A 21,471-nucleotide genomic window follows, 5' to 3' on the forward strand; every position below is an offset into this window, starting at 1 on the left:
CGGAGGATAGGGTGATGAACGCTGCAGAAGAATTGCTGCGCGGGATGTTCCGCTTCGGCGGGCAGGATGGCGACGTTTTCGGTACGAGCGCACCGCCGGATGGCCGGGCCATGGCGGATTATTTCCATGCTGATGTCTGCCACAGCCTCTTCGGGCCGAGCGGTACGAAGGAAATGCTGGCGGGCCGGGACGCCTTTCTGGCGTTCGTCGCTCGGTGTGCCGATGCGCTGTCGGACCGGCATGACGAAATCCTGTCAATCAACGGCATCGGAGCCGAATGCGCGGTCGTCCATGCCAAAGCGCGGCGCAAGAGCAAGGCGACGGGCGAGGATATTCGCTACGAATGGGCGATGGTGTATCGCGTCGAGGACGGCAGGATCACTTATGGCGCCGACATGCTCGATGCCGACGCCCAGGACTTTTGGGGACGCGTGCTCGGCTGACCGATTCATCAGACCTTGGGGACAACCGCCGAATCGGGCGCCGTGTCGAGCGCGGTATCGGGGCGACCGCGCACCAACGGATAGAAGACTTCCTCGGTCCAGTGCGGGTCCTTGCCCGGTATGCCATATCGCCAGGGCCGGCCCTTGGGGATGTAGAGGGTTCCGAACATCCAGTCATACAGGGCGATCGTCACCGCATAGTTGCGGAACGGCCCCCCATCCTTGCCATAGCCATGGTGGCTGTGGTGGATGCCGGGCGAGACGATGACATGTTCCAGCGCGCGGAACATCGGCCCGGCAACCTTGTGGGAACGCAACTTGTCGTCCCAGCGGAAATTCGCATGAGTGATGAGGTTCCACATATAGATGGTGACGGATGTGAGCGCGGCCGCCTTTTCCTGGCCAAGATAAAAGACGATGGCCAGAACCCAGGCCGTCGGCACGATGAAGTACCAGAAGCCATTGATCCGCACCGTCAGCAGGACGCTCATGTATTTGCCGGAATGGTGCGTGCGATGCAGGCGCCAGAGCCACGGATTCTTCCATTTGGCGGCCTCATGCGCCCAGCGATGCACCCAGTAGAAGGCAAACTCCGCCGCCAGCAACGTGGCGAGATAGCCGTAGAGCACCGGCGTACCGGCAAAAGTGCCGCGCCACTGCGGCAGGATCAGCCCGATCGTCCAGCCAAGCACAAGGGCCGACACCGGCCGTGCGACCGCCAGTCCGGTGAGGGCGGCGCCCCACAGCACGCGCCGCTCGCCGGCGGTGTGGACCCCTTTATGGCGTCCGGCGAGTATCTCCGCGACCAGCACGACCAGCGTCGCCGCGATCATGTACATGCCGTAAAACATCCTCGATCTCCTTGTCCTTGGATGCAGGCTAACGCGGCTTGCCCATCACATCCAATGCATAGTAATGTGGATTCCCATGAGATTTAGGCATTGATTGATTTGCGGCGCATGCAGCATGCCGTCGTTCTCGCCCGGGTCGGCAGCTACGTCGGCGCGGCGCAGGCCCTCGGCCTGACTCAGCCCGCCCTCAGCCGCAGCATACAGTCGATCGAGGCGGATTATGGCCTGCGCCTCTTCGATCGAGGACGCGGCGGCGTTGTCGCCACCGATGCTGGCGCCGAGTTCGTCGCCAGGGCCGAACAGTTGCTGATCGACGCCCGGGCGCTCGACGACATCATGCGAGGGCAGCTCGATGGAACGGCGGGGGAGGTCCGCTTCGGCATGGGACCACTGATTGCCTCAGCCTGTCTGAAAGATGCCCTGCCGCGCCTGCTGAGCATGTTCCCATCCATCCACCTACGGGCAACGATCGGCGGTTCCGCAGCCTTGCTCGACCAGATCCTCGGCGGCGCCATGCAGTTCGCGATCTGCGCCGGCGAAGGGTTGCCGCGCGGGGATTTCGCGATCGAGCCAATGGGACGGCTACCGTTGTGCCTTATCGCGCGCGCCGGCCATCCGCTCGGCACTGGCGGCGTTCACGTCGCCGATCTCGCCGGCTTTCCGCTCGTCGGTGGCAGTATCGACGATCGTGTCGTCGCGATGGAAAACGACTATGCTCCGCAACTCGTCTGCGACAATTACGAGATTCTGAGGTCCGTCACCCTGTCCAGCGATACCCTGTGGCTGACGTCCCCCGCGGTTGTCATGCGCGAATTGTCGGAAGGCACCATGCTCAAGATCGACTGCGTCGATCTTGTTTCCGACAGTTATGAAGTGGTACTGATCAGCCGTCGGCGTGGTGCCATGTCGCGCGCCGCGACCTTGATCCTCGACGATCTTCGAGCGGAGCTAACCCCGCATTTTGCTGAAGAGCCGCCGCCTTTGTAATCAGTCAGCCGGCTTTGAGCGGGCGCGCAATGCGACCCGTCCCTTGCCGAACGGGGCATCGCGGTTGGCCAGCGCCTCCTTCAGCCCCTTTTCCGCCATATCTTTCTTGAATTGCGCCCGGCGCGGTCCCTGGCTGAGATGCGCGCGCGCATCCAACTCCGCCGCGTAACGCTGCGACTGCTTGGCGCCCGCCAGTTCCATCTGCATGTTCACCACGCGCTTGTGCGTGGCAAGTATTTCGGCGTCCACTCTGGCGATGCGGCGCGCCAGATCTGCGGCCTGCGCGTCGATTTCCTCGGCGGGATAAGCTTCCATCACGAGGCCGATCTTCGCGGCGTCGAGACCGCTGATCGTGTCGCCGGTGAACAGCATCCGTTTCGCCCATTGGGGGCCGCAGTGATAGAACCACAGGTTGGTGGGCGGCGTACCGTTGGCGCGCGCAGCGGGAAAGCCGATCCTCGCCGTGTCAGCCGCCAGAACGATGTCGCAGGAGAACGCGAGGTCTGTTCCGCCCGCCAGGCAGTTGCCCTGGATCTTCGCGACGATCGGCTTGTGCAGGTCGAACATGACGAGCGTCAGATCCTGTTGCCGTTCCAGGTTCCAGATATCGTCGTCCAGCGTTCCCGCACGGGTGCGATAGGCTGCCGGATCATAATCGGTCGCGCTGTCTCCCTTGCCGCCGTAGCTGTCCGTCAGGTCATAGCCAGCACAGAAATCCTTGCCCGCGCCGGACAGCAGGATGACGTTCACGTCCTGCCGATCGTCCGCTTCCAGCAGCGCCTGATGCAGCTCGCGCAGGGTAAGGGCGGAGAGGGCGTTGCGCTTGTCCGGACGGTTCAACGTGATGCGGGCGACGGCGTCACGCACCTCAAAGCTGACGCATTCCGTTGATTTCAGCCATTTCATGCCCATGGCGTATACTCCCCTGTGCAACTTCCGTCACCGCTACATAACTCCACCGGATGCGTGCTGGCGAGGGCGGCGCGCGCCGGTGCGACGTGCATCGGGCATGTGATCTATACCGCCGCCTAGATTGCCGCCCGCCCGGCAAACGGGCAGTCTTTCGTCTGTGACGGAGCATCCGAACGTTGTCACGGCCGCCGCCCCGGCGGGGTTCGAACGGCTCCATGCGCTCGAAGGGGCGCCGTCGAACAGGCCAGGGAGAGTTCGCATCATGGGACGATTGGAAGGCAAGCGCGCCGTCATCATGGGGGCTACCCGGCGGGGCAATATGGGTCAGGCGATCGCCAAACGCTTCATGGAAGAGGGTGCGGCGGTGATCGTTTCCGGTCGGAGCCGGGAAGGTCTGGAAGATTTTGCTGCCGAGACCGGGGCCATCGCGATCCCTTGCGACGTGGCGAGCCGGGCGCAGATCCAGGACCTGGCGGACCGGGTGATGGCCGATCATGGCGGCATCGACATTGCGGTGAATGCAGCCGCCATCGGCTCTCCCGCGAAGTTCGAGGAGGAGACGGAGGAGCAGATTGACGACATCCTGTCGATCATCTTCAAGGGCGGCCTCTTCTTCATGCAGGTCATGGTTGGCGCGATGAAGCGCGATCGGGCCATCGGGCGAGGCGGCTCGATCATCAACATCTCATCCGCCGTGGCCGACATCATGTCCGACGACCATTGCAGCTACATGGGCGCGAAGGCGGGTCTCAACCACATGACGCGCTTCGTCGCCTACGAATATGGCAAGCATGGCATCAGGGCCAATATCCTGTCGCCGGGGCTGACGATCACGCCGATGCTGGGAGACTACAAGATGCCCGGCCTCGTCGAAGCTTATGAGCGGGAATATCCGCTCGGCCGGATCACCACGGTCGAGGACATCGCCAATGCCGCGCTGTTCATGGCCAGCGACGAGTGCTTCATGACCGGCCAGACCTTTCACGTCACCGGCGGGCTGACCCTGCGCCGCAATCCGACGGCGGAGGAGGTCGACGCGTCGATCGCCGCCGCCATGAAGGCATGAGATGACGGGCGCCTTGCCCTGCCCGGCAGCGATCAGATTGGCGATGGATGCGTGCCTCCGGCGGGCCGCGGTTGACTTCGCGAGCCATACGCCAAACTCCTTGACGCCATTGCAGAGAGGACAAAGTCCGTGGATCAGCCGGTCAATCAGATCCAGCCCAAAGTGGCGCAGCGCCGCAAGGCCGGTCCGGCATTCTTCATCGCCCGAGTAACGGCAAAGCATCAGGAGTGGACATGACAGGCAGGCTGAACGGCAAGGTCGCAATCGTCACCGGCGGCGGCCAAGGCATCGGACAGGGTATCGCTACCGCTTTTGCAAAAGCAGGCGCGAAAGTGCTGATCACCGGCCGCACGCCCGACAAGCTGGCGGCGACGGTCGCCACGCTGAAGACGTCGGGCGGCGACGCGGCCTGGATTGCAGGCACGGCGGGCGTGCGCGCCGACGCGGAGGCCGCCGTCGCGAAAGCGGCTGAATTGTTCGGCGGCATCGACATCCTCGTCAACAACGCGCAAACCTCCCGCCCCGGCACCACGTTCGAAGATCATGACGATGAGCTGTTAGCGCTGACCCTCGGGTCCGGCCTGTATGGCACTTTCCATCATATGCAGGCGGTCCTGCCGCACATGAAGGAGAAGGGCGGATCGATCATCAATTTCGGCAGCTATGAGGGTATTCACGGCGGCGCGGGCTTTGCCGCCTATGCCGCGACGAAGGAGGCCATTCGCGGCCTGTCGCGCACGGCCGCCCGCGAGTTGGGCAAATACAAGATCCGCGTGAATGTCGTCTGTCCCGCCGCGCTCAGCCCGATTGCGGTCAAATGGATGGAGGACTTCCCCGAAGAGGCGGAAAAGGTCATGAACCTCGTCGCGCTCGGCCATCTTGGCGATTGCGAGAACGACATCGCGCCCGCCGTGCTGTTCCTCGCCAGCGAGGACAGCCGCTTCGTGACCGGCCAGACCATCAATGTGGACGGCGGACAGATGATGCTCTGAACCGGGGGGCGAGCCATGGATAACATGGATTTTTCCGGCCGCACCGCGATCGTCACGGGCGCGTCGAGGGGTTTGGGGCGCGCATATGCGCTGTGGCTCGCGGCGCGCGGCTGCGCGGTGGTGGTGAGTAATCGGCCCGCCGCCGACGGCTCGTCCTCGGCGCAAAAGGTGGTGGAGGAGATCCTTGCCGCCGGAGGCCGCGCCGCCATCCATGCCGGCCCGGTCGAGGCGCCGGAAGCGGCGGCGGAGTTGGTGGCCACTGCCGAATGGCATTTCGGTCCGCCCGACATCTTCATCAGCAACGCGGGCATCCAGGCTTTCCGGCATTTCTCCACCGTCACGCTGGAGGAGATGCGGGAACTGCTCGACATCAACCTGTGGGGCTGCATCGTCGGCCTGAAGGCAGTGTGGCCCGCCATGGTCGAGCGGGGCTATGGCCGCATCGTCCTGACCGGGTCGAGCGCGGGATTGTGGGGCCAGATGCAATCGGCCGATTATGCCGCGTCCAAGGGCGCGATGGTCGGCCTCGCGCGTTCTGTCGCGCTGGACGTTCCGGAGGGAGCGGACATCCGAGTCAACGTGATCGCGCCCGCCGCCTATACTCCGATGTCATCGGGCAGCATGGACCCGAAATGGGCGGATTATGCCTCGCCCGATCATGTCGCGCCCGTGGTCGGCTGGCTGTGCAGCGCGCAGTGCCGGACGTCGGGCGGCATCTATCATGCGGGCGCGGGCAATGTCCGCCGCGCGCAGGTGCTGGAGGGGGAAGTCCACCACCTGTCGGAAGGCAGCCTCGGGACGGTGATGGAAAGCCTGACGGCCCGTCCGGAATGGACCAGCTCGTTTGCGTCGGGTGCCGAAATCCTGCCCGAGATGATGAAGGCGTCGTCATGACCATCGCTTTCACCGGACAGGTTGCCATCGTCACGGGCGCGGGCGGCGGCATGGGGCGCGCTTATGCCCTCGAACTCACCCGCCGGGGCGCCTGCATCGTCGTCAACGATTACGGCGGCGGGGTATTGGGGGAGCGGGACGGCAGCGGCGGTCCCGCCGCGAAGGTCGTGGCGGAGATCGCCACGATAGGCGGCAAGGCTGTCGGCAACAGCCTCGCGGTCGGATCGGCCGCCAATGCCCGCGCCATCGTTCAGGCGGCGCTGGACGCCTTCGGCCGCGTCGACATCCTCGTCAACAATGCCGGCACGGGCATTGCCGGTCCCTTCACCGCACATGAGGACGAGGCGGTAGAGCGCCATTATGCCACCAACCTCATCGGCGGCCATCACCTGATGCGCGCGGCATGGCCGCACATGGCGGCGCAACATTATGGCCGGGTGCTCAATGTCAGCTCGAACGGCGCGATCGGCGTTGGCGGCAATGCCCCTTATGGAGCGGCCAAGGCGGGTATACTGGGCCTGACGCTGGATGCCGCGATCGAGGGCAGGCCGCTCGGCATCCTCGTAAATGCGGTCATGCCGACCGCCTACTCCCGGCTGATCGAGCAGATACCCGATCCGGCGACCGTGGCGTGGTTCCGCGACAATCTGAAGCCGCAGCAGGTCGCCGCCGCCATGGCCTGGTTCCTCAGCCGCGACTGCACCGAAAGCGGGCGCATCCTGCTGACGGGCGGCGGGAGGCTGTCGAGCCTCGTCCTGGCCGAGACGGGGGAAATCTTCGAACCGGCCATCGACGCCGAGATGGTGGCCGCGCGCGTCGCGGAAGCGCTGGATGAAACCATCCTGACCCCTGTCCACACACAAGCGGAAGCAGGCGCGCGCTATTTCCGTCACCTGCCCTGGGTTGCCGCCGACCGGCCCGATTTCGGTCCGGATGTGGCGCGCGGCTGAGGATCAGTCCTCGTCGCCCTCGTCGACATCGTTCGCATGGATGTTTTCCAGTGGGCGGATGTCCGTGGCGAGAGCCATGATACGTGCGCTCTCGGCGGCGCTCACGGGACGGCCGGTCGGCACGGGCGCGGGCGACATGGCCGGGTCATGATGGACATTCTCGTCCGGCCGCATGTCCGTCGCCACGGACATGATTTTCCGGCTTTCCTCTAAGCTGATATCGTCAGCCATTGCGGTTCCTCTTCTCAGCGTCCGTGAAGGACGTCCTTCCGGCGCGATTCCTGGTGCAGAAGACTAGGCCCGTTCAAGGGTTCTGACCAGATCCCGACGGCGGCTGTGGAGCGCGATATAAGCGCAGCGCCGATGTTGCTCGCCAAACATGTAGAAGTGTTGGCCAGCGGCGCCTGGGCAGGAAAATCAGGGTTCGGAAACAAAGGCGTGACCGACCAGCGGGCCAATCCCCTCCACGCCTCCATCGACCGCGAGATGGACGCCATTGATGAAGCGCGCCTCGTCGCTGGCGAGGAACAGCACGGCCTGCGCTATGTCCCACGCATCCCCTTCCAGATTGAGCGGCCCGACCTTGCGGCGGGCTTCACGCATGTCGGCGGGCAGCTTGCTCATCGCATGGGGGGTCATGACATGACCGGGCGCGACGGTGTTGACCCGAATGCCCTGCCGCCCATGCAACACGCCGATCTCCCGCGACAGCTGGGCCATCGCCGCCTTGGACGGGCCATAGGCAACGGCGCCCATGGCCCGCATTCCCGCCAGCGAGGAGATATTGACGATGGCGCCGCCACCACGCCGAGCCATTTCCGGCACCGCGTATTTGCTCATCAGCATCACGCTGGTGAGGTTGACGGCCAATGTCCGGTTCCACAATTCCATGGTGACGGTTTCGAGCGTCGTCGGCACCGATATGCCGACATTGTTGACGAGGATGTCGATGCGGCCGAAGCGATCGGTCGCCGCCCGCACCAGCGCCATGCAGTCATCGGGCTGGCTCACGTCGCCCGCCAGCGCCACGGCCTCCCCACCGTCCGCCACGATCTGGGTGGCGCTCGCTTCCGCTCTGGCGAGGTCGAGGTCGCCGCAGACCAGCTTCGCGCCCTCCCGCGCCAGCAGCCAGGCGATGGCCCGGCCGATACCGATCTCGCCCTCTTCCGCTCCGGCCCCGGTGACGATGGCGACTTTTCCGGTCAGGCGGCCGAGATAGCGCGTAGGTTCGGGCACGATTGGGGCTCCTGTTCTATTGGGGATAACGGGACGCTACACACGAACGCACCGAATGAGGGGAAAGGGTTGGCCGCGTCCTCCGTCATGCCTCGCTCCCCGCCGGTCGCCGATCGCGGATTATGCCGGTGAATATCCGAAGAGGATATGGCCGTTGACAGGCTGATTTTCTGCAATTAGCGGCTATTTTCAACCGGATTTCCCGATGGCCGATTTCGCCCTCCTTGCGCTCGACGGCGCTTATCGCAGCAGTGTCGGCGCGCTGACCGACAGCTATCTGCTCGCGCGCGACCGGATAGAGCATGTCTTTGCCGGCGTGGACCACGTTCGCATGGAAACGGGGCTGCGGCTCTATTCGGCCGACGGCGGGTCCGTCGCGCTCAGCGACGGCTCCACGCTGAAGGTGGACGGCGCCCCGGACAGCGATGCCGAGCACGCGTTCATATGGATTCCCGCCTTCCGCGCCGGCGGGCCGGAAGCACTGGAGGCCCGGCTTGCCCATAGTCATGACATTCTCGCCTGGCTGCGCGATCAGGCGCGGCGCGGCGCGATCATCGGCGCCAGCGGATCGGCTTCGATGCTGCTGATGGCGGCGGGGCTGACCGGCGGCATGGCAGTGCCCGTGGCGCGGGCGCTGCAACCACTGACCCGCGCTTTCTTCCCGCGCCAGCGTTTCGAAGAGCGGCTGGGCATCGCCGACAGCGGCTCGCTGCTCATTGCCAACGGCATCGCCAACGACCTTTCGCTGATCGTCCGGGTCGTCGAGCGGACGCTGTCGCCCGACATCGCGCGCTGGCTGACGTCCATCATCGGGCTGGACAGCCAGAATGAGGACCTGCTCGCGCCAGATCCCATGGTCGCACGCGCGCAATTGTGGATCGAACAACGCTTCACCGGCTTGATGAGCCTGGCGGAGCTTGCGGACGGGCTGTCGACCAGCCCCGCGACGCTCAACCGCCGGTTCCGAAAGGCGCTGGGCCTCTCGCCCAAGGCTTATGTCCAGCAACTGCGCCTCCAGGCGGCGATCCGTATGCTGGAGAAGTCGAGCCGGTCGATCGACCGCGTCGCGGAACTGGTCGGCTATTCGGACAGCCGCCTGTTTCGCGCGATGTTCCGCCAGCGGACCGGCATGACGGCGACGCAATGGCGCGCTCGCGCACGCGCCCGAAAGGCGGCGGCCGAGCGCGGCAAGCGGGGCGCCTCTATTCGTTGCGACCAGCCGCATGGTGGGCCGCGATCCACGCAAAGATGAACGAGGCGCCGATGCTGGCACCTGCCGCCGGATAGCAGCGGCCCATGACCGAAGCGGTGGAATTGCCGGTCGCGTAAAGGCCGGGGATGACAGACCCGTCCGCCTTCAGCACACGGGCATATTCATCCGTCAGGACCCCCCCGGAGGTGCCGACATCGCCCGGCACCATCTCCATAACATGGAAGGGCGGCTTTTCGATCTTGCCCAGATTGGGATTGGGCTTGACCGTCGGGTCCCCGAACCAGTTGTCATAGCCGCGCCCGCCCCGGTTGAAATCGAGATCCTTCCCGGTCTCGCAATAACGGTTGAATTTCTCGACCTCCGCCTTCAGGCCAACAGCGTCGATGCCCGCCTTCTCCGCCAGCTCCTCCAGGGTGTCGGCGCTCTTCATCATGCCGCTGTCGATCCATGACCGGGGCGTCTTGCCGGGCTCGTAATAGCCCCAGGCGTAACGTTTGCGGTGGCGGCTATCGAGGATGACATAGGCCGGCACATCATTTTTATAGAGCCGCTGGCCGTTTTCCATATAGGAGCCGCTCTCGTTCAGGATGCGCTTGCCGTGCCGGTTGACGATGATGCAGTGCGGCTTCGAAATATCGGTATTGTGCATGTTGGCGGGACCGCCCTCCGGCACCATCGTGCCGGGCACCCACCAGGCCTGGTCCATCAGGTCGAGCGCGGCGCCGTGCCGCTCCGCGATCTGGATCATCTCGCCGGTGTCGCCGGGATTGGCGTTGGTCCATTCGGTCGAGCTGGGCTGTGGGCCGTACTTCTTGCGCATCTCGGCGTTGTGAGAAAAGCCGCCCGCGTTGATCAGCACGCCGTCCCGCGCGCCGATGCGCAGGCGCTTGCCCTTGTAATCGGCGATCGCGCCGACGATCCGGCCATCGTCCTCGATCAGCTCGACGATGCCATGCTCGGTCCTCATGTCGATGCCTGCCTTGTCCGCCAGCATCAGCATCCGGCCCTGCAAGGCGCCGCCGAAACTGAGCAAGGGCTTGCCCCGCTTCTTGACCAGCCACATGCGGAAGAGGAGCTTCGCGCCCTCCCACATGCCCCTGGGCGTCCGCGTCGCGAGCCCGATGATGCCGGCCCTGTCGGTCGGCAGCGGCATGACCATCGGTCCCAAGCGCAGCTTGTCGAACAGGGGGCCCATGTCGCGCGCGTCCAGCATCGGCGCGCCGATGGAACGGCTGCGCGTGCACCCGCCGGGCCGGTCGTCATAATAGTCCGCCCAACCCTCGGTATGCAGCCATTTCATGCCATGCTCTTCGAGCCATTTGAGCATGATCGGCCCGTTGCGCAGATAGGCTTCCTTGCGCTCCGGAGATGCGGCGGGGCCAGCGTCATTGCCAACGGTGGCATCCATATAGGTGCGGCCCGCCTCATGGCTGTCCTTGATCCCCGCACGCGCCAGCAGATGGTTGTTGGGCACCCACAGTACACCGCCAGACATCGCCGTCGATCCGCCGAACTTGTCGGTCTTTTCCAGGATCAGCGGCTTTTTGCCGACGGAATCGAGATATAGGGCAGCCGCCATGGATCCGCCGCCCGAGCCGACGATGACGAAGTCGGCCACCTCGTCGAATGCGGTCTCGTCCATTCAGGCGCCCTCTCGCATATACTCGTGATAAGCGCGGTGGAAATTGCTGATCTCCACCTCCTGCAGCGGGCTCGGCCGGACATGCGTCATGACGCAGGACTTCATGCCCTTCTGGACCTCCTCCATATTCTGGAAATCCTGTGAGAGAATGAGGCCCCAGTCCACCGTGCGCCAGTCTTCGCCGACATCGACCTCGACATTGGCCGGCTCGGCGCCCGGAGCGAAGCGCTCGAGAGCGTTGATTTCAAAGATGCAGCTGTCGGGATTATCGCCATTGGGCCGCGCACGGTAGAAGAGCACATTGGTCGGCTGCTGGAGGAAGACCAGGTTGGGGAAGATGTTCCAGTCGGTTCCGGCAGCCATGAGCTGCTCGCCGGTAATGTCTGGGAAGGGGCGGCCATTCTTCGCTGCTTCTTCCTGGTGGAACTGGGCGAAGGCGATATAGACTTCCAAGGGCGTCGCCGTCTCGGGCAGTTCCATCAGCCGCTTGCCGGCGGCCAACATCTCCTCGGTCGACGTTGCCTTCAGCGTTTCCCATATCTCCTTGTTGAACATATAGAGACCATGCCGGATATCGCCGCCCTGGTTGCCCAGGCGCGGGCTTGGCAGGCCGAAGAGCGCCGTTGGCGCATAGCCGAACATCGCATGTTTGCCGTACGCCCGAGAATACGTGTAATCGTCCATGTAGGGCAGGAGCTGCCGGTGCGTCGTCTGCACATGATAGCCCTCCATGAAGGCTTCCTGCGCCACTTTCCAGTTGCACTGCATGACGATCCGCTTGCGCCAGACATAGCGCATGTGCTGGATTTCGAACGGATCGAGAATGGTTTGCGCCTCGCCCAGAAAGCGTTCGAGGCTCTCGCTGTCGGGGTCCATGTTGATGAACACCCAGCCGCCCCAGAGCCCGACCTTGACGGGGTACAGGCTGACCTCGGCCTCGGGCAGCAAATCACCCCAATCCTTGTGGTCCACGATATGGGCGGGCTTGCCATCCAAATCGAATTGCCAGCCATGATATTTGCAATGGAACCTGCCCATCCGGCCGCAGCCGGCGGTCAGGCGGCGACCGCGGTGCGGACAGACATTGTGATAGGCAGCGACCGTGCCATCCTGCTTGCGCACTACGGTGATGGACTCGTCAGCGATGTCATAGGTATAAAAATCGCCCGGCTGCGGGATTTCCTCTTCGCGGCAGGCCATTTGCCAGATGCGCGGCCAGAGGCGTTCCTTTTCGAGCCGAACATATTCAGGCGAGATATAGGCATCAATGGGAACCCTGTCCGGAGTCACGGCCCCTACCGCCGCTACATTGCTGATCTCGTTCATCGCTCTTTCCTCTCCCGATCGCCCCGCCGCTCAGCTTTTTGCCGGACCCTGCGGAAAGCGCATGTCGAACACGCCCTCCGCGATCCGGTTCAGCAGCACCTCGATGGCACCGCCGGCGATCATCCATCCGCGTGTGCGGCGCAGGCAATATTCCACCAGACTGTCCTGGCTATAGCCGGTGCCGCCCATGATCTGCATCGCCTCGTTGGCGCACTCGAAACCGGCGCGGTTGCAGGCGACCTTGGCGATCGCCGTCTCCTCCGGCGAGGGCAGGCCCGCATCGGCATTGGTCGCCGCGCGGTACAGCAGGAGCTGCGCGGCATCGAGCTTCAGCTTCATCTCCGCGAACTTCCACTGGAGGCCCTGGAAATCGCACAAGTGGCGGCCGAACTGCTTGCGGGTCTTGGCATGTTCGACCGCGGCATTGAAGGCGTAGCGGCCCAGCGCCAGGCTGCGCGAGGTATTGCCGATGCGCTCCACATTGAAGCCGGACATCTGCTTCTTGAAGCCGCCGGGGCCGAGCAGCACCTTGTCCTTGGGCACATAGACATTGTCGAAGAACAGCGGGTTCCATTCCTCGCCCGACAGGAAACGCACTGGCTTGCCGAAGGTGAAGCCTTCCTGGCCCCGTTCGATCAGGACGGAACCGATATTGCCGGTGCCGGGGCCGTAGCGGACATAGACGAGGAACACCGTGGCATGAGTGCCGTGCGTCGTGAAGATCTTCTGGCCGGTGATGCGATAGCCGTCGCCATCCTCCACCGCGGTCGTCGTCAGCTCCGTGACGGCGGAGCCCGCATTGGGCTCCGTCATGGCGACCGAAATCAGGCCCTCGCCGCGCAGCAGGGGCGCCAGGTACTGTTCCTGCTGCGCGTCGCTGGCGAATTGCGCGAAGGTTCGGATCGCGCCGAAATTACCGGCCTGCACCACATCGGCGGAGCGCGGGCAGATCGAGGCGATCGTCTCGATCGCGATCACCGCGTCCATCAGCGATCCGCCGATCCCGCCCTTGTCCTCCGGCACGGTGATGCCGATCAGGCCCTGCTCGGCCATCAGCTTGGCCACGTCCCACGGGTAATCGTCGCTGTGCGCTCGTTCCAGCGCACCGCCCGCGAGGTGGCGCTGCGCGAAAGCGGCCACGGAATCGCGGAACATTGCCTGTTCTTCGTTCAGATCGAACTGCATCTAATCGTTTCCCCAATCAAGCATCACGCTGCGCGCATCTTCACAGTGAAGGCCTAATCTCCGGCGGGCGCGATGCGAAGGGGCGGGGCGATATCCTTCACATTCGCGATGCTTGGGGATCGGTGACCCCATTTCTTGACAGTCGGGGCATCGGATTGCTTGTGACAGACAGTGCCAACCGCTGCCTCGGATACGAGTGAAGGGCCCCCCAATCCTGCCATGACCCAGATCAACGATAAAATTTCCATCCACATCGACGGCGATGTCGGCTTCATCATCAGTGACAACCCGCCGGTGAACGCGCTGGGTATCGCGGTGCGGACCGGGCTGGTCGATGCGCTTCAGGCCCTCAATACGGAACCCGCGGTCAAGGCAATCGTGCTGTATTGCGAGGGCCGGACTTTCTTCGCCGGTGCCGACATCACGGAATTCGGCAAACCCCGCATCTCTCCCACCCTGCAGGAGGCGATTGCCGCGCTCGAAAGCTCGGCCAAGCCGGTGATCGCCGCAATTCACGGCACCGCACTGGGCGGAGGCCTCGAGATTGCGCTCGGGTGTCCGTTCCGCGTCGCCGTTCCCGCCGCGAGGGTCGGCTTGCCGGAGATCAATCTGGGTCTTTTCGCCGGGGGCGGCGGGACGCAGCGACTGCCCCGCCTGATCGGGCCGGAAAAAGCGCTGGAGTTCGTCCTGTCGGGCAAGCCGGTGAGCGCGAGGCAGGCACTGGCGCTCGGTATCGTCGACGCGGTCGAGGACGGTGAGCCCGCCGCCATCGGCGCCGCCTTCGCCCGCCGCGTCATCGACGGGAGCATTCCCGCCGTGCCCGTGCGGGATCGCGATGACAAGCTGGCCGCGACGCGCGCCAATGCATCCGCCTTCGACGCGCTGGCCAAAAAGCTCACCGCGCGCAGCAAGGGCCAGGATGCGCCGCAGGCCAACATTGATTCCATACGTCGATCCTTCACCATGGGCATTGACGAGGCGCTGGCGATTGACGCGGTGGCCAATCGCGAGCTGATGGCGGGCAGCCAGTCGCGCGCGCTGCGCCACTTGTTCTTTGCCGAGCGCGAGGCCGCGAAGATCCCCGGCCTGCCCGAGAGCACCGGCGCGCGCGAGGTGTCCAGGGCCGCGATCGTCGGGGCCGGCACCATGGGCGGCGGCATCGCCATGTGCTTTGCCGGCGCGGGCATCCCGGTGACGATCATCGACGCCACCAAAGAGGCGCTCGACCGCGGTATGGAGCGGGTAAGGGCAAACTACGCGACCTCCGTGAAACGCGGGTCCATCACGCAGGAGCAGATGGACGCGCGACTCGCCTGCATCACCCCCTCCGTCGACCGCGCCGGGGCAGCGGACGCCGATGTGGTGATCGAGGCGGTGTTCGAGGACATGGGCGTCAAGAAGGAAATCTTCGCCGACCTCGAGAAGCGCGTGATGCCCGGCACGGTGCTCGCCTCCAATACCTCGGCGCTGGACGTTGACGAGATCGCGTCGGTTCTGGCGCGGCCGGAGGACTTCGTAGGCATGCACTTCTTCTCGCCGGCCAACGTGATGAAGCTGTTGGAGGTCGTGCGTGCGGCCAGGACCGGCCCCGAGGCCATTCTGACCGCGATGGCGGTGGGCAAGAAGATCGGCAAGGTGCCGGTCCTGTCCGGCAATTGCGACGGCTTCATCGGCAACCGCATGGTCGCCAAGCGTTCGGCCCAGGCGGAACGGCTATTGCAACAGGGCGCCTTCCCGCAACAAGTGGACGCGGCGCTCACCGATCTCGGCTTCCCCATGGGACCGCTGACCACTAACGACATGTCGGGGCTCGACATCGGCTATTCGATCCGCAAGCGGCGTGGGACGCCCTTCCCCATTGCGGACGCCATCGTCGAGAGCGGGCGTCTGGGCCAGAAGACTGGCGCGGGCTATTACCGCTATGAGCCGGGCGACCGCACACCTTATCCGAACCCGGAAACCGAGGCGCTGATCATCGCCACATCGGAGAAGCTCGGCATCGTCCGGCGGGAGATTGCCGGGGAGGAAATGGTGGAACGGCTGCTATTTCCGCTGATCAACGAAGGCGCCCGCATACTGGAAGAGGGGATCGCCCTGCGCGCGTCGGACGTCGATCTGGTCTGGATCAACGGCTATGGCTGGCCGCGTCACCTGGGCGGCCCCATGTTCTACGCAGACGAGGCGGGACTGTCCCATATCGTCGCGCGGCTGAGGGAATTCGCGGCGGAATCGCCGGGTGATCCCTCTCTTCAGCCCGCATCGCTGCTCAGCGAATTGGCGCAAAAGGGGCAGACCTTCGCGGAATGGCAGAAGAACCGCGCAGCGGCGTGAGCGCGGCAAGTTTCAATGATTCAGTATTCAGATTCAGGAGAGCCACAGATGAACGATAGTGAAAACGAGTTCCAGCGCGAAATCGACTACAGCGAGTTCGATTTCTTCAAGGTCGAGATCGGCGAGGACGGCGTGACCGTCGTCACCATGAACGATCCCGAAAAACTGAATGCGGTGGGTCCGCACAATCACTGGCAGCTCGAGGACATCTGGCTCAAGCTGGCGCGCGACGAGCGCGTCAAGGTCATCGTGCTGACGGGCGCCGGAAAGGCCTTTTCGGCGGGTGGCAACATCAAGCTGATGGCCGAGCGCGCACAGACCGAATATGGCCTGAAATATGCGCTGCGCGTGCCGATCAATACGCTGCGCATCTGGGACCAGATCCTGATGACCCCGCAGCCGATCATCGCTGCCGTCAACGGCGACGCCATCGGCCTTGGCACCTCGCTCTTCGCCTTCTGCGACATGAGCATCGTCGCTGACGACGCCAAGCTGGGCGATACCCACGTCAAGGTCGGCCTTGTTGCCGGCGACGGCGGTGCGGTCATGTGGCCGCTGTTGGTGGGACCGCAGAAGGCCAAGGAATATCTGATGCGCGGCAAGCTGCTGAACGGCAAGAAGGCGGAGGAGATCGGCCTCGTCAATTATGCCTTTCCCAGGGAGCAGGTGCTGGACGAGGCACTCAAGATCGCGCGCGAGATCGCGGGTCAGCCCATCTGGGCGGTCCGCTGGTCCAAGGCGGCGGTCAACAAGTGCCTGCGCGACCAGGTCAACCTTACCGGCGAGCTATCTATCGCCTATGAGGCCATGACCATGCTGACCAACGACTACAAGGCTGCGACGACCGCTTTCGCCAACAAGGAAAAGCCGGTCTTCAAGGGCTATTGAACCGGCCATGACCGCCTTTCGCGACAAGCAAGCCATCCACACCGTCGCCGCGATCGGCGGCGGTGTGATCGGCGCAGGATGGGTTGCTGCCTTTCTGGGCAGCGGCCGCACCGTCCGGCTGTTCGACCCGGCACCGGGCGTTGGCGAGAAAGTGCGTACCCACGTAGCCGGTGCGTGGGATCAGATGCTGGAGCTGGGTCTCGCAAGCCCGGGAGACGACTGGCAGGCACGCCTGACCGTGCACGCCGATCTGGCCGAAGCGCTGGACGGTGCCGATTTCGTCCAGGAAAGCACGCCGGAACGGATGGATGTAAAGCGGGCACTGTTCGCGGATCTCGACCGGCTGGTTCCGGAAGACGTGCTCATCGCGAGCAGCACGTCGAGCCTGCCGGTCACCGAACTGCAGGAGGACCTCGCGACCAAAGCCCGCTTCGTCCTCGGGCACCCGTTCAATCCGGTTCACCTCATCCCCCTGATCGAGGTGGGCGGCGGCGTCGCAACCGACCTGCGGGCGGTCGAGATTGCGCTCGCCTTGTACCAGGCGATGGGCAAAGAGCCGATCCGGCTCAATCGGGAGATTTTCGGCCATATCGGCAATCGCCTGACCAGCGCCATGTTCCGGGAGGCGGTGCGTCTCGTGGCGGAAGGCTATGCGACGGTCCGAGATATCGACAAGGCAATCAAATACGGCCCTGCCCTCAAGTGGGCGATACAGGGGCAGTTCACGACTTTCCACACCTCTGGCGGCTCCGGCGGACTTGCGGAGTTCCTGCCGAAATTCGCGCCAAGCATCATCCGGCGCTGGTCCACCATGGCCGACCCGCCCCTGGCCGACGAGCAGCTCCAGGCGCTTCTCGCCACGCAGATGGAAGATGCCGCCGAGGGCCGGACGGTGGAGGAAATCGCTTCTTGGCAGGACCGGAAGCTGATGGGCATCCTGAAGCTGTTGCATCAGACACCTCGGGACGACTGAAATTATCCGATGATTGATCGGAAATATCCCTCCATCCGGCGGCATTCTGGTATTTGATAGCGGCATATCCCGGCACCTGCGAAAGGTAGCAACGGGGAGAGGAACTTCGATGAACATGCCAGTAATCAATGCGCCCGACGCCCGAGATCTGAGCGCCGCCGACGTAGATCCGGCGCGCGAGCTGGAAAGTTGCAATCATCTTCTCGACGATCACGCCGGGCTGGAGGCGTTCTACCGGGAGAACGGCTACATCCTCCTGCGAGAGGTGTTCGATCCCCAGTCCGTCGCGCAGGCGCGCGATGCGATGCTGGCCGTGGCAGCCGAACTCGGCATTACCGAACCGGGTGATCCGGTCGGCAAATGGACGGGCAAGCCCTTGCCCGCTAATATGGAAGAGAGCGATCTCTATGCCGGGATCGCCAAGGCGCTGATCGAGCATCCCGCCAATCTCGCCGTGATGGAGAAAGTGCTGGGCGAACCCGCCTGTGCGGTCCCCATCGTCCAGTACCGCACTTATCCGCCGGGCGGCCCGATCACCGTGGTGCACCAGGATGGTTTTTACAGTCCCGGAATCCAGGACTACAAGCCGGTGTGGGTGCCCCTGACCCCTTGCGCGCGCGACATGGGCGGCCTCGCCATCGCCATCGGCCAGAACCGGCGCGGCTATTTCCACAATGTCGGCAAGCCGTCGCCCTATCCCTTCCCGCGCGACGCCGTTCCGGACGACGCCTGGGCCACGACCGACTACATGCCGGGCGATGTCCTGATCGTGCACCCCTGCACGCCGCATTGCGGCACGCCCAACAGGTCCGACCGGCTGCGCATCACCTTCGACTCCCGTGTCCAGTCCGCCGCCAATCCCAGCGCTATCGCCGCGACCGTGACGGCCGTCACCCCCAATTCCATCACAGTCGATGTAAAGGAACTAGGCGTGCGTACCCTCACCGTGGACAGCGACACTTTCATCCGCGTGCTCCATCCCGGTGTGCGGGAGAAGTTCGAAGGTTTTGCAGAATATACCAGGCCGGGCATGAGGCTGGTCGTGGTGCGCGACGGCGACCGGGCAGTGATGTTGCGCAAGGCGGCTGAGGGCTGACGACCGGACGGCGGGGAAACCGTAGCCTTGTCCCCGGCTTCTTGCTGCCCCGGTCGCGTCAGGCGGCGGCCGGATAGACGCCGCGAAGCTCGACCAGGCGCGCCAGGTGATAGTCGCGGTCCCCCAGCAGCGCGTCGATGGCGGTCAGGCGCTTGAAGGCGTGGCCGACCTTGTACTCGGCAGTGATGCCGATAGCGCCATGCATCTGCACGGCCTCCTGCCCGATCAAGCGTCCCGATTTGCCGATCTGCGCCTTGGCCGCGGAAATGTTGCGCGTCCGCTGATCGGCGTCGATGTCGAGCGACAGGGCGGCCAGTACCGCCATGCTGCGCGACAACTCCAGTTCCATCAGCATGTCGACTGCGCGATGCTGCAGCGCCTGAAAGCTCCCGATCGCGACGCCGAATTGCCGGCGGGTCTTGAGATATTCGACCGTCACATCGAAGGTCTCGGACATCGCGCCTACGGCTTCCGCCACCAAAGCGGCCGTGGCAACCTCGAACGTGCGGGCAAGGATCGCCCCGCTCTGCCCCGCATCGCCGATCAGGGCAGCGGCCGGAACGGCGACCGAGGAGAAGGTGATGTCCGCCACGGGCACGCCGTCATAGCCTCGCGCCTTCTCGACCGCGACGCCCTCGGCAGCGGTATTGACGAGGAACAGGCCGGGCCCTTCCCCCGTCTGCGCGCTGACGACCAGCGTATCGGCGCTGGCGCCGTGGATGACCGCGATCTTGCGTCCGTCTATTTTCCAACCCTCGCCGTCACGAGTCGCGGTCGTCCGTGCATCCAGCGTATGGCGGGGCATCCCGCGCTCGCTATGTGCCAGCGCCAGTATGTGCTCGCCCGCGATCAGACCGGGCAGGATCCCGGCGCGCTGCTCCGCCGAAGCGCCATAGCGCAGCACGCCGCCCGCCAGCACCACCGTCGCGAAATAGGGCTCGACCATGAGGCCCCGCCCCAGCGCCTCCATGACAATCATCATTTCGACACCGCCGCCGCCGAAGCCGCCGTCCTCTTCCGCAAAGGGCATGCCCAGCAGTCCCATGTCGGCCAATCCGGCATAGGCCTGACGGCTCCAGCCGTCGCTGGTCTTCAGGGCATGTTCGCGCTGCTGGAAGCCATAGGTATCCGCCACGAGACGGGTGACGGCTTCCTGAAGCATCTTCTGTTCGTCGGTAAGTTCGAAGTCCATGGCGCGTCAAAATCCCCGTATCACAGTCCCAGCATGGTCTTGGCGATGATGTTCTTCTGGACCTCGTTCGATCCGCCGAAAATCGACACCTTGCGCATCGTGAAATAGAAAGGCGCGGCGGCGCCGAGCCAGCCCGTGTCGAGGTCTCCGCCGTGATGATCATGGTCCGTAACGGCGAGACCGGCGGGGCCCGCCAGTTCCGTCACCAGCTCCGTCATCCGCTGCTGCATCTCGGTGCCCTTGACCTTCAGGATGGAGGCGGCCGCATTGGCGCCGCCGCCATGCGCATCGGCCGCAACGACGCGCAGCTGCGTCAGTTCGAGCGCGCGTAGTTCCACCTCCACCTCGGCCAGCTTGTAGGCGAGGCGGAGTTGCTCCTCTTGCGTCAGCGTACCGTCGCCGGCCAGTCGCCTCTCCAGCACGCGAAGCTGCGACAGCCGCTCCTTCGACAGGCCGATGCGCGCGATGCCGCTGCGTTCACTGCCGAGCAGATGCTTGGCGACATCCCAGCCCTTGCCTTCCTCGCCGACCACATTCCCGACCGGCACGCGGACATCGTCGAAGAACACCTCGTTCGCATCGTGCCCACCATCAATAGTCTCGATCGGGCGGACGGTAATTCCCGGCGTCTTCATGTCGAGCAAGAGGAAGGTTATGCCCTGCTGCTTCCTGCCGCTGTTGTCCGTGCGGAACAGGCCGAACATCCAGTCGGCGTGCTGTGCCTGGGTGGTCCAGATCTTCTGGCCGTTCAGTACATAATCGTCTCCGTCGCGAATGGCGATTGTCTTGAGGCTGGCGAGGTCCGATCCCGCGCCCGGTTCCGAAAAGCCCTGGCACCACCAGATGTCGATATTGGCGGTCGCGGCGAGGAAATTCTCCTTCTGCGCGTCCGTGCCGTATCTGCACAGCACTGGCCCGATCATGTTGACGTTGAACGGCGATCCTTCGGGGGCATGGGCCAGCGCCATCTCCTCCTGGAAGATATAGCGCTGCGCCGGGGTCCAGTTCTGGCCGCCATACTGGACCGGCCAGTGGGTGACGGCCCAGCCGCGCGCATTGAGGATGCGTTGCCAGCGAACTGTGTCCGCCTTGTCCAGATGTTCGCGGTCGATCATCTTCTGCCGCAGGTCGCCGGGCAGAGCGTCCTTGAGGAAGGCCCGCACCTCATCGCGGAAGGCCAGTTCCTCTGCCGTGAAATCGAGCTTCATTGCAATTTCCCCATGTCGGTGCAGCCACCAGCAGTTATTGGCGGGTCAAGTCAACGCGCACGCAAGAAGGCTTCACATGGCCGATA

20 protein-coding genes are annotated in these 21,471 nt (G+C 64.3%); 11 read left to right on the forward strand and 9 right to left on the reverse strand.

Going from position 1 to position 21,471, the window contains the following annotated elements; genetic code table 11:
• The first annotated feature begins 14 nt into the window (after positions 1-14).
• Positions 15-443, forward strand: a complete 429-nt coding sequence (locus IEX32_RS11055; protein ID WP_188771455.1) for a nuclear transport factor 2 family protein — start codon at positions 15-17, stop codon at positions 441-443.
• An 8-nt stretch (positions 444-451) separates the two neighbouring features.
• Here IEX32_RS11055 and IEX32_RS11060 read toward each other — a convergent pair whose 3' ends face one another.
• The gene (locus IEX32_RS11060; RefSeq protein WP_188771457.1) at positions 452-1,294 is read right to left on the reverse strand and encodes a sterol desaturase family protein; all 843 of its coding nucleotides are present in this window, start codon (positions 1,292-1,294) and stop codon (positions 452-454) included.
• Positions 1,295-1,402: 108 nt separating this feature from the next.
• Here IEX32_RS11060 and IEX32_RS11065 point away from each other — a divergent pair, with 108 nt between their 5' ends.
• Positions 1,403-2,281, forward strand: a complete 879-nt coding sequence (locus IEX32_RS11065) for a LysR family transcriptional regulator (RefSeq protein WP_188771459.1) — start codon at positions 1,403-1,405, stop codon at positions 2,279-2,281.
• On the opposite strand, the gene IEX32_RS11070 is transcribed toward IEX32_RS11065, so the two are convergent.
• Positions 2,282-3,193 (reverse strand): crotonase/enoyl-CoA hydratase family protein, encoded by a 912-nt coding sequence (locus tag IEX32_RS11070; protein WP_188771461.1) that lies wholly within the window; start codon positions 3,191-3,193, stop codon positions 2,282-2,284.
• Positions 3,194-3,455: 262 nt separating this feature from the next.
• Between IEX32_RS11070 and IEX32_RS11075 the strand changes: the two genes are divergently transcribed.
• The 4 genes from IEX32_RS11075 (at position 3,456) to IEX32_RS11090 (ending at position 7,095) form a co-directional block, all read left to right on the forward strand.
• Positions 3,456-4,259 (forward strand): SDR family NAD(P)-dependent oxidoreductase, encoded by an 804-nt coding sequence (locus tag IEX32_RS11075; RefSeq protein ID WP_188771462.1) that lies wholly within the window; start codon positions 3,456-3,458, stop codon positions 4,257-4,259.
• Between the two features lie 233 nt (positions 4,260-4,492).
• Positions 4,493-5,251: an SDR family NAD(P)-dependent oxidoreductase gene (locus IEX32_RS11080; protein ID WP_188771464.1), complete on the forward strand. Its 759-nt coding sequence runs from the start codon at positions 4,493-4,495 to the stop codon at positions 5,249-5,251.
• 15 nt (positions 5,252-5,266) lie between these two features.
• Positions 5,267-6,145, forward strand: coding sequence for an SDR family NAD(P)-dependent oxidoreductase (locus tag IEX32_RS11085; protein ID WP_188771467.1), 879 nt, complete (start codon positions 5,267-5,269; stop codon positions 6,143-6,145).
• Complete coding sequence (locus tag IEX32_RS11090) at positions 6,142-7,095, forward strand: SDR family NAD(P)-dependent oxidoreductase (protein ID WP_188771469.1); 954 nt, start codon at positions 6,142-6,144, stop codon at positions 7,093-7,095. Before IEX32_RS11085 ends, IEX32_RS11090 begins: the two co-directional genes overlap by 4 nt.
• A gap of 3 nt (positions 7,096-7,098) precedes the next feature.
• On the opposite strand, the gene IEX32_RS11095 is transcribed toward IEX32_RS11090, so the two are convergent.
• Both IEX32_RS11095 and IEX32_RS11100 read right to left on the reverse strand, forming a co-directional pair.
• Entirely contained in the window at positions 7,099-7,326 is a 228-nt protein-coding gene (locus IEX32_RS11095; protein WP_188771471.1) for a hypothetical protein, read from the reverse strand.
• Between the two features lie 186 nt (positions 7,327-7,512).
• On the reverse strand, positions 7,513-8,331 hold the full coding sequence (locus IEX32_RS11100) for an SDR family NAD(P)-dependent oxidoreductase (RefSeq protein WP_188771473.1): 819 nt from the start codon (positions 8,329-8,331) through the stop codon (positions 7,513-7,515).
• 205 nt (positions 8,332-8,536) lie between these two features.
• Here IEX32_RS11100 and IEX32_RS11105 point away from each other — a divergent pair, with 205 nt between their 5' ends.
• A complete protein-coding gene (locus IEX32_RS11105) occupies positions 8,537-9,583 on the forward strand; it encodes a GlxA family transcriptional regulator (RefSeq protein WP_188771475.1) in 1,047 nt (348 codons plus the stop codon).
• Here IEX32_RS11105 and IEX32_RS11110 read toward each other — a convergent pair.
• Genes IEX32_RS11110 through IEX32_RS11120 form a run of 3 tightly spaced genes read right to left on the reverse strand, consistent with a single transcriptional unit; the run spans position 9,534 to position 13,697 of the window.
• Complete coding sequence (locus IEX32_RS11110) at positions 9,534-11,186, reverse strand: FAD-binding protein (protein WP_188771477.1); 1,653 nt, start codon at positions 11,184-11,186, stop codon at positions 9,534-9,536. The two genes, IEX32_RS11105 and IEX32_RS11110, sit on opposite strands and share 50 nt — an antisense overlap.
• On the reverse strand, positions 11,187-12,512 hold the full coding sequence (locus IEX32_RS11115) for an aromatic ring-hydroxylating oxygenase subunit alpha (protein WP_188771480.1): 1,326 nt from the start codon (positions 12,510-12,512) through the stop codon (positions 11,187-11,189).
• 30 nt (positions 12,513-12,542) lie between these two features.
• Positions 12,543-13,697 carry an acyl-CoA dehydrogenase family protein gene (locus tag IEX32_RS11120; protein WP_188771481.1) on the reverse strand — a complete coding sequence of 385 codons (1,155 nt, stop codon included), beginning with the start codon at positions 13,695-13,697 and terminating at the stop codon, positions 12,543-12,545.
• A 219-nt stretch (positions 13,698-13,916) separates the two neighbouring features.
• Between IEX32_RS11120 and IEX32_RS11125 the strand changes: the two genes are divergently transcribed.
• The 4 genes from IEX32_RS11125 to IEX32_RS11140 all read left to right on the forward strand — a co-directional run bounded on the left by IEX32_RS11125 (position 13,917) and on the right by IEX32_RS11140 (position 18,985).
• Positions 13,917-16,028, forward strand: coding sequence for a 3-hydroxyacyl-CoA dehydrogenase NAD-binding domain-containing protein (locus IEX32_RS11125; protein WP_188771483.1), 2,112 nt, complete (start codon positions 13,917-13,919; stop codon positions 16,026-16,028).
• A gap of 48 nt (positions 16,029-16,076) precedes the next feature.
• Entirely contained in the window at positions 16,077-16,916 is an 840-nt protein-coding gene (locus IEX32_RS11130) for an enoyl-CoA hydratase/isomerase family protein (RefSeq protein ID WP_188771487.1), read from the forward strand.
• A gap of 7 nt (positions 16,917-16,923) precedes the next feature.
• Positions 16,924-17,889, forward strand: coding sequence for a 3-hydroxyacyl-CoA dehydrogenase NAD-binding domain-containing protein (locus IEX32_RS11135; RefSeq protein ID WP_188771489.1), 966 nt, complete (start codon positions 16,924-16,926; stop codon positions 17,887-17,889).
• A gap of 109 nt (positions 17,890-17,998) precedes the next feature.
• On the forward strand, positions 17,999-18,985 hold the full coding sequence (locus tag IEX32_RS11140) for a phytanoyl-CoA dioxygenase family protein (RefSeq protein WP_188771493.1): 987 nt from the start codon (positions 17,999-18,001) through the stop codon (positions 18,983-18,985).
• A gap of 58 nt (positions 18,986-19,043) precedes the next feature.
• Here the strand turns inward: IEX32_RS11140 and IEX32_RS11145 are convergent, their stop codons facing one another.
• Positions 19,044-20,177, reverse strand: coding sequence for an acyl-CoA dehydrogenase family protein (locus tag IEX32_RS11145; RefSeq protein WP_188771495.1), 1,134 nt, complete (start codon positions 20,175-20,177; stop codon positions 19,044-19,046).
• Positions 20,178-20,197: 20 nt separating this feature from the next.
• Positions 20,198-21,385, reverse strand: coding sequence for an acyl-CoA dehydrogenase family protein (locus tag IEX32_RS11150; protein ID WP_188771498.1), 1,188 nt, complete (start codon positions 21,383-21,385; stop codon positions 20,198-20,200).
• Between the last annotated feature and the right edge of the window lie 86 nt (positions 21,386-21,471).

This window comes from Novosphingobium endophyticum, from assembly GCF_014640675.1.
Classification (GTDB): domain Bacteria; phylum Pseudomonadota; class Alphaproteobacteria; order Sphingomonadales; family Sphingomonadaceae; genus Novosphingobium; species Novosphingobium endophyticum.

Coding starts and splice junctions, on each gene's coding strand:
- IEX32_RS11065 (WP_188771459.1), top strand. CDS start 1,403: ATGCAGCATGCCGTCGTTCTCGCCCGGGTCGGCAGCTACGTCGGCGCG.
- IEX32_RS11070 (WP_188771461.1), bottom strand. CDS start 3,193: ATGGGCATGAAATGGCTGAAATCAACGGAATGCGTCAGCTTTGAGGTG.
- IEX32_RS11140 (WP_188771493.1), top strand. CDS start 17,999: ATGAACATGCCAGTAATCAATGCGCCCGACGCCCGAGATCTGAGCGCC.
- IEX32_RS11150 (WP_188771498.1), bottom strand. CDS start 21,385: ATGAAGCTCGATTTCACGGCAGAGGAACTGGCCTTCCGCGATGAGGTG.
- IEX32_RS11060 (WP_188771457.1), bottom strand. CDS start 1,294: ATGTTTTACGGCATGTACATGATCGCGGCGACGCTGGTCGTGCTGGTC.
- IEX32_RS11130 (WP_188771487.1), top strand. CDS start 16,077: ATGAACGATAGTGAAAACGAGTTCCAGCGCGAAATCGACTACAGCGAG.
- IEX32_RS11095 (WP_188771471.1), bottom strand. CDS start 7,326: ATGGCTGACGATATCAGCTTAGAGGAAAGCCGGAAAATCATGTCCGTG.
- IEX32_RS11145 (WP_188771495.1), bottom strand. CDS start 20,177: ATGGACTTCGAACTTACCGACGAACAGAAGATGCTTCAGGAAGCCGTC.
- IEX32_RS11110 (WP_188771477.1), bottom strand. CDS start 11,186: ATGGACGAGACCGCATTCGACGAGGTGGCCGACTTCGTCATCGTCGGC.
- IEX32_RS11080 (WP_188771464.1), top strand. CDS start 4,493: ATGACAGGCAGGCTGAACGGCAAGGTCGCAATCGTCACCGGCGGCGGC.
- IEX32_RS11120 (WP_188771481.1), bottom strand. CDS start 13,697: ATGCAGTTCGATCTGAACGAAGAACAGGCAATGTTCCGCGATTCCGTG.
- IEX32_RS11085 (WP_188771467.1), top strand. CDS start 5,267: ATGGATAACATGGATTTTTCCGGCCGCACCGCGATCGTCACGGGCGCG.
- IEX32_RS11105 (WP_188771475.1), top strand. CDS start 8,537: ATGGCCGATTTCGCCCTCCTTGCGCTCGACGGCGCTTATCGCAGCAGT.
- IEX32_RS11090 (WP_188771469.1), top strand. CDS start 6,142: ATGACCATCGCTTTCACCGGACAGGTTGCCATCGTCACGGGCGCGGGC.
- IEX32_RS11125 (WP_188771483.1), top strand. CDS start 13,917: ATGACCCAGATCAACGATAAAATTTCCATCCACATCGACGGCGATGTC.
- IEX32_RS11075 (WP_188771462.1), top strand. CDS start 3,456: ATGGGACGATTGGAAGGCAAGCGCGCCGTCATCATGGGGGCTACCCGG.
- IEX32_RS11135 (WP_188771489.1), top strand. CDS start 16,924: ATGACCGCCTTTCGCGACAAGCAAGCCATCCACACCGTCGCCGCGATC.
- IEX32_RS11055 (WP_188771455.1), top strand. CDS start 15: ATGAACGCTGCAGAAGAATTGCTGCGCGGGATGTTCCGCTTCGGCGGG.
- IEX32_RS11115 (WP_188771480.1), bottom strand. CDS start 12,512: ATGAACGAGATCAGCAATGTAGCGGCGGTAGGGGCCGTGACTCCGGAC.